The organism is Lactobacillus sp. (assembly GCF_051893255.1).
In the GTDB taxonomy this organism is placed as follows: Bacteria; Bacillota; Bacilli; order Lactobacillales; family Lactobacillaceae; genus Lactobacillus.
The window spans coordinates 20,814-27,433 of sequence record NZ_JBJFHB010000062.1; the positions used below are offsets into that span (position 1 = coordinate 20,814).

Consider the following 6,620-nt stretch of genomic DNA (forward strand, 5'->3'; position numbering starts at 1 on the left):
AGCCCAAAACAATGTCAACCAGAGAGTACTATAGCCCAGTTGACATCGTTTTGTGCAAGTGATCTGTTTGGTTGACATCGTTTTGTGCAAATGATCTGCTTAGTTGATATCATTTTGTGCGGAAAACTAAGATTGAGCCCAAAAATGTGCGCCTCTGCTGCTCCGCGCCAACGCCCCGCCCAGCCGCCCCACACAAAAAAACAAGCAACCGCCGCGCGGTTGCTTGTCTCACTAATTACTATTTTACGTAAGCGTACTTGAAGCTGTAGTTTGCACCGGCCCCGTTGTAGATGACGTCCTTGATGCTGGTCTTAACCATCCAGGCTTCGATTGGGTGGTAGAGCGGCGTTACGCCTTGTTGTTCAAGCAAAACTTGTTCTGCCTTAGCCATGTCGCTGAAGCGTTCGCTAGTTGAGCCAGTGGTCTTAGATGCGGCAACATACTTGTCGTAAGTCTTGTTGGACCACTTGCCGTAGTTGTAAGAGTTGCCCGTAGTTTGCAGGTCAAGGAAGGAGACTGGGTCAGAGAAGTCGGCGTTCCAACCAGTTGAAACAACATCGAAGTTGCCACTCATCATCCGGTTAAGTCTAGTCTTCTTAGGGATGCTTTGAACGCTGACGTCCATCTTCAAGTTGGTTTCCAGTTGACTTTGGACGAATTCAGCTGCCTTCTTTGACGTGTCGTCGTCGTCGCCAAGCAGGGTGAAGCTGATTGACTTCTTGCCTAATTGCTTCAAAGCCTTCTTGTACAGCTGCTTAGCCAAGGTTACGTTGTAAGTATCGTACTTCTTGGTATCAGCGTTTCTTACCGTATCCGTGTAGTCCTTGCTGCCAACAGTCGTCATGCCGTCTGGGTCAAAAGTATCTGCCACCGTTGCGGCGCCGCCCAAGGTCTTAACCAATTCCTTGCGGTTGATTGCTAAGGAGATGGCTTGACGAAGGTAAACGTTTTGGAATTCCTTACGCTTCTTCAAGTTGTAGGACAGGTACTGGGTTGATGACATCTTCCGTTGGGTGTAGCCGGTCTTGCCCTTGAGTGAGCGAGTTGCGGAAGCGTCCAAAAAGGCTGCGTCCAGCTTGCCGCTTTGGTAGAGGTTGTAGTCGGTTGACGGAGTCTTTTGAACGGAGAACTTCACGCTGTCGAGCTTAACGCTCTTCTTGTCCCAGTAGTTCTTGTTCTTAACCAATTTCCATGACAGGTTAGAACCAGTCCAGCCTTCTTGAACGAATGGACCGTTGTAGATCATGTACTTGGAAGAAGTACCGTACTTAGAACCAGCCTTTTCGATGAACTTTTGGTTTTGCGGGAAGAAGAGTGGGAAGGCCATGAGCAGCTTGAAGTATGGGATCCGCTTTTCCAAGGTAACGGTCAGCTTGTACTTGCCGTCAGCCTTGATGCCCAAGGCACTAGTCTTCTTCTTGCCGCTGACGATTTGGTCAGCGTTCTTGATGCCGCTAAACAGATAGGAATATTCTGAAGCAGTCTTTGGGTCTACCGTCCGGCGCCAGGAATAGACAAAGTCTTGGGCGGTAACAGGATCACCGTTTGACCACTTAGCGTTCTTTCTCAAGGTAAAAGTCCAGGTCTTGCCATCTTTAGAAGTGGTCGTCTTGGTAGCTAAGGCATTTTGCACCTTGGCGTTCTTGCCCAGCAAGTACAGCCCTTCTTCAATGTTGTTGATTTGTTCATATGAAGCTTGGTCAGTAGCCTTGGATGCGTCCAAAGTCGCGATTTCTGCCGTGTTCATCCAGGAAATGCTTTGCGTCTTGCTGGATGAAGATGAGTTGCTTGATGAACATGCCGTTAAAGCAGCGGCTGCGGCGAGCAAGGTCCCGCCTGCTAAAAAGGTGCCCTTTTTCATAAAAATGCCTCCCAAAAGGATCACAAACTACAATTAGACAATTACACAAATAAAATTACGAAGTTAATAAGCAAAAAACGAAACTTATTAAGATAAGTTCATTATAGCATTAGAATTAAATTTGTCCAATCTTTTTCTCATTTTGTATTAACTTTAGCCTAAACAAGCACTTTTTGCCTAAAGGGACAAATTAGCATTATAATAAGTGAGAAATGCCCAGCAGTTAGGTTGCCAAAAGCGCGAAAAAAAGCGCTCGCGTCCGAGTAAAAAAGGCTAACGAGGGGCTAGTTTTTGTTATAATTAGGTTAAGACTGCAAGGAGGACATCATGGACAAATTAGCAACCATGGAGCTGGCTGATGAATTAGCTGCAGCTCAAGACAAAATTCTTAACGGTGAAGAAAAGTTAGACACGGCTCGGGTTTACCAAGCAATTGATGACTTGGGCGTATTGAACGATCCAATCAGCAAGTATTTTGACCGAACTGAAGATGAATACTACGAAACGGAAAGCGACCACTACTTGGCCTTGACTAATTTGAGCAGCAAGCTCGGCGACCTGCATGACCGGATCTTGACCAACCACGTTGACGGCTTCGTTGACAAGGATGAGATCAACTTCACTTACAACCATGAAAATGCCTACGCTGACGATACTTACGTAGCACGCGAAGACATGCACGTTTTGGTTTACGGCTTAAAGGTGATCGGTGCTACGCTGGCCATTGCACCTGAAGACGTCCGCAGCGTTTTGTCAAAAGACGCAGTATTGTCTTTGGGCTTAGCAGCGCATGCATTAGCAGAAAATCTGTAATCGCAAGCCGGTGGCAGCCGGCTTTTTCTGATTTTAGGCTTTGAGGATAAGTTGGGTAGAAATGGACATCTTTAAATATACTAAGGGAATTATCGATAAAGCAGTGGGCGCGTCTAAGTTGCATGCCGTGCAAAAAGGGGGCGGCGAGCTCTTAGACCCAATGCAGAAGTATCTGACGGTAGGGGAGTACCATGTCGATGCTCGCGATGCAACGCCCGATGACCGGCCATTTACCTTGACCGTCTACCAAGACGACCAAGGCGTTTTGCACCAAGCCCTGAGTCCTGAGGACACGGAGGGCCTGGCTGCTGAATATGACCGGAAATTTGTGCCGGAATTAAACCGGTTCAAGGCTTTTAGGAGCCGGAAGACTGGCCGGCGCTACGTAGTCGAAGACTACCTGCGCCGCTTTGTCCGTGACGTGAAAAAAGAAGTGCGAGAAGGTGACGACTCGGTCAATATCGGCGTCATCACCGATACCCACTTTAAAAACGTGGATAGCTTGGACTTTTACGGCTGGAACGGCCTGATGCACGTCCGGGAATTTTCTTACCTGGATGACCTGGACGTCTTAGACCTCAAGTGCCACCTAGGTGACTGGATTGATGGGTCTGATGCCGGCCTCATTAGCGAAAGCGAACTGATGAAGCTGCGCGACTCCTTTAAGTCATCCAAGGTGCCGTACTTGATGATCAAGGGCAACCATGACGAAAACGATAAGTTTGACGAGCACCATGACCTGAAGGCCAGCTTCCCGGAGCGGGAGTTTGAAAAGCTGATGTGGCCGGAGATGTACCAGCAAAGAAAGCTGCACTATCTCTCCAAGCAGCATGGCGTTGCCTGGTTTGACAAGGGCCATGTCCGGGTGATCAGCCTGAATACGTCTGACATTCCTTATATTTTGGATGAAAAAGGTCAAAAGAAGTATGACGTGAAAATCACCCTAGGCGTCCGGGAAGACCAGGTGCAGGAATTGATCGAAATCTTGCAGCAGTCAAGCGGCAAGCAGATCGTCTTAATGAGCCATGCCAACCCCATCAACCGCAAGGGCGGCAATGCCTTGAAGTATAATGGGCGGTCTCTGCACGAGCTCTTAGTAGCCTTTAACCAAAAGGAAAAGGGCCGCATGCACTCTAGCAAGGATGTACCGCCGGAATTCCGCTTGAGCAACGACTTTGACTTTACCAAGGTGCAAGACGCCAAGATCATTGCTTATTTCTGCGGCCACCGGCACGTGGAAGACCAGTACCGGATCAACGGGATCCAGTACATCCTTTTCAATTGCTCAGCCCTCATGGGGCCAAGCCACCAATTGACCACCAAGTATAATAAAAATCTAAACCGGAAGATGGACCACCAAAACGAATTCGCTGGCTACATTGTCAATGTTGACTTATCCAGACGGCGGATCAAGGCTTTTGGCTATGGAGCAGCTACCAGAAGAAGAATTTTTTTCATTTAGTTTAAGATTGACAAGGACTCTTTGAACATTAGAGTCCTTGTTTTATAATAAGAAGTTGACTTTAGGAAATAACTAGATTAAGGAAGATAAACTATGTGCGGAATTGTCGCCTTTTACGATCCAGAAATTAATGACAAGCAAAAAGCCATTGGGAAGATGATGGAAACCATCAAGCACCGGGGGCCAAGCAGCGATGGTATGTACACCAACGACAAGGTAGCCTTGGGCTTTAGACGATTGTCGATTATCGACTTGCGCGGGGGCAGTCAGCCAATTTATAACGAAGACCGCAGTCGGGCTATTATTTTTAACGGGGAAATCTATAACTTCAAGCCTTTAAGAGAAGACCTGATCAAGGCGGGCCACACCTTCACCACCAAAGCCGACACCGAAGTCCTCCTGCACGGCTATGAAGAATGGGGCATGGACGGCCTCTTGAAGAAGGTTAGAGGGATGTTTGCCTTCGTGATTTGGGATGACAACACCCAAACCATGTACGGTGCTCGCGATTTCTTCGGCATCAAGCCGATGTACTACCAAGACGTTGACGGCCACCTCTTGGTGGGTTCAGAACTGAAGAGCTTTTTAGCCTTCCCTCATTTTAAAAAAGAACTGAACACCGAAGCCGTTAAGCCATACCTGATGAACCAGTATAACGACCTGAAGGAAACCTTCTTTAAGGGCGTCTACCGCTTCCAGCCAGGCCACTGGTTTGAATACAAGGACGGCAAGATGACCACCCACCAATACTGGGATGCCGAATACAAGGAAAACAGCCTTAGCTTTGAAGAAACCATCAAGAAGATCAACGAAGACTTGAAGGAAACCGTTGACCTTTACCGGAACGCCGACGTTAAGGTTGGGGCCTTCTTGAGTGAAGGGGTTGACTCCAGCTTCTTGACGGCTCTCTTAGACCCAGACGAAGTCTTCTCAATCGGCTTTGACGACAACACCTATGATGAAGCTTCTAAGGCCAAGGCCTTGTCTGACATCAACGGCTGGCACTTCTACGCTGACAAGGTGAAGTCAGAAGAAGCCATGCGCGACTTCCCAGAAATGCAGTACCACATGGATGAACCAGATGCCAACCCATCCATTATTCCTTTGTGGTATCTGTGCAAGCTTGCCCGCAAGCACGTTACGGTTGCCCTGTCCGGGGAAGGGGCCGACGAGCTTTTTGCCGGATACGTCAACTACGGGATGCACACCCACAACAATGTGATCAAGGTCTTTACCTCTAAGCTGAAAAAGCTGCCTAAGGGCAAGCGGGTTAAGCTGGCTCACAAGATCAAGAAGATGCCAAACTTCCCAGGCAAGGTCCACCTTTACACCAACCTGGCTGAGCCAAGCGAATTCTACGTTGGTCAATCCGTCATCTACGACATGGACTACCCAACCATCTTTACCTCTAAGGACGCTAACGCCATCTTGCAGCCAAATTACCGCAACAAGCTGACAGTTAACGGTATCTACCAAGAAGACTTCAAGAAGGTCAAGGACGTCGACAACGTCAAGCAGATGCAGTATATCGACCTGCACCACTTCATGTTAAACGACATCGAGCAAAAGGCCGACAAGATCTCCATGGCTCACTCCCTGGAACTCCGCGTTCCATACCTGGACAAGAAGATTGCCGAACTAGCCAACTCCATCCCAACCAAGTACCTGGTCAACAAGTACGACACCAAGTACGCACTGCGGAAGGCTTCAGAACAAGTTCTGCCAGACGAATGGGCTAAGCGGCCAAAGCTGGGCTTCCCAACCCCAATCAAGCAATGGCTGAAGGAAGAACGCTTCTACAAGCAAGTGCGGGAGCTCTTCAGCGAAGACTTCGTCAACGATATCTTTGACCAAAAGAAGATCATTGACCTTTTGGACGAAAACTACGAAGGCGATGGCTCTCACCGCCGGCAAATCTGGGCGATCTACACCTTCCTGGTTTGGTACAAGCTCTTCTTCGTGGACTACGAGGAAACGGTCCGCAAGTACCAGCACGTCCAACCAGAAGTAGCCAGCCTGATTTCCCAAGGCAAGCTGCTGTAAAAAAGAAACTCAAGCGATTAGTAAAAGCAGTAGAGATAAAAGAGATTAGAGAGAAAAAACAAAGACAATGGTTAAATTTACACCGATTCTGCTGGGCAGCGACATTAACGTCTATGGCATGGCCCGGTCTTTCAACGAAGCCTATGGCATCAAGGTCCAGGCTTGGGCCGCCAGCCAGCTGGCCGCCACTCGCTATTCCAAGATCGTGGATGTCGAAGTCCACCCTGGTTTTGCCGAAGACCCTGGTTTTATGAACGTGATGCAGGAAAAAATCAAGGAATACCAAAATCATGAAGAACCAGTAATCCTGATTGCCTGCGGGGATGGCTATGCCGAGCTGCTCGCCAAGCACAAGGCAGAATTAGAAGGCACCTTCATCGTTCCTTACATCAACTACGACATGTTGGAAAAGCTGATTTCTAAAGAAGGCTTTTACGAAGT

General features: G+C 48.3%; 4 protein-coding genes and 1 pseudogene. 4 read left to right on the forward strand and 1 reads right to left on the reverse strand.

The window, feature by feature from the left end; genetic code table 11:
• Positions 1-238 precede the first annotated feature (238 nt).
• Entirely contained in the window at positions 239-1,861 is a 1,623-nt protein-coding gene (locus ACI4WN_RS05320; RefSeq protein WP_439777286.1) for a peptide ABC transporter substrate-binding protein, read from the reverse strand.
• Positions 1,862-2,188: 327 nt separating this feature from the next.
• Here ACI4WN_RS05320 and ACI4WN_RS05325 point away from each other — a divergent pair, with 327 nt between their 5' ends.
• From ACI4WN_RS05325 to ACI4WN_RS05340, 4 genes and pseudogenes are all read left to right on the forward strand, one after another.
• On the forward strand, positions 2,189-2,674 hold the full coding sequence (locus ACI4WN_RS05325) for a hypothetical protein (RefSeq protein ID WP_439777287.1): 486 nt from the start codon (positions 2,189-2,191) through the stop codon (positions 2,672-2,674).
• 61 nt (positions 2,675-2,735) lie between these two features.
• On the forward strand, positions 2,736-4,136 hold the full coding sequence (locus ACI4WN_RS05330) for a metallophosphoesterase family protein (protein ID WP_009557641.1): 1,401 nt from the start codon (positions 2,736-2,738) through the stop codon (positions 4,134-4,136).
• Between the two features lie 93 nt (positions 4,137-4,229).
• Entirely contained in the window at positions 4,230-6,179 is a 1,950-nt protein-coding gene (gene asnB / locus ACI4WN_RS05335; RefSeq protein ID WP_439777288.1) for an asparagine synthase (glutamine-hydrolyzing), read from the forward strand.
• Positions 6,180-6,246: 67 nt separating this feature from the next.
• Positions 6,247-6,620 (forward strand): annotated as a pseudogene (locus ACI4WN_RS05340) (carboxylate--amine ligase); the annotation flags it as partial.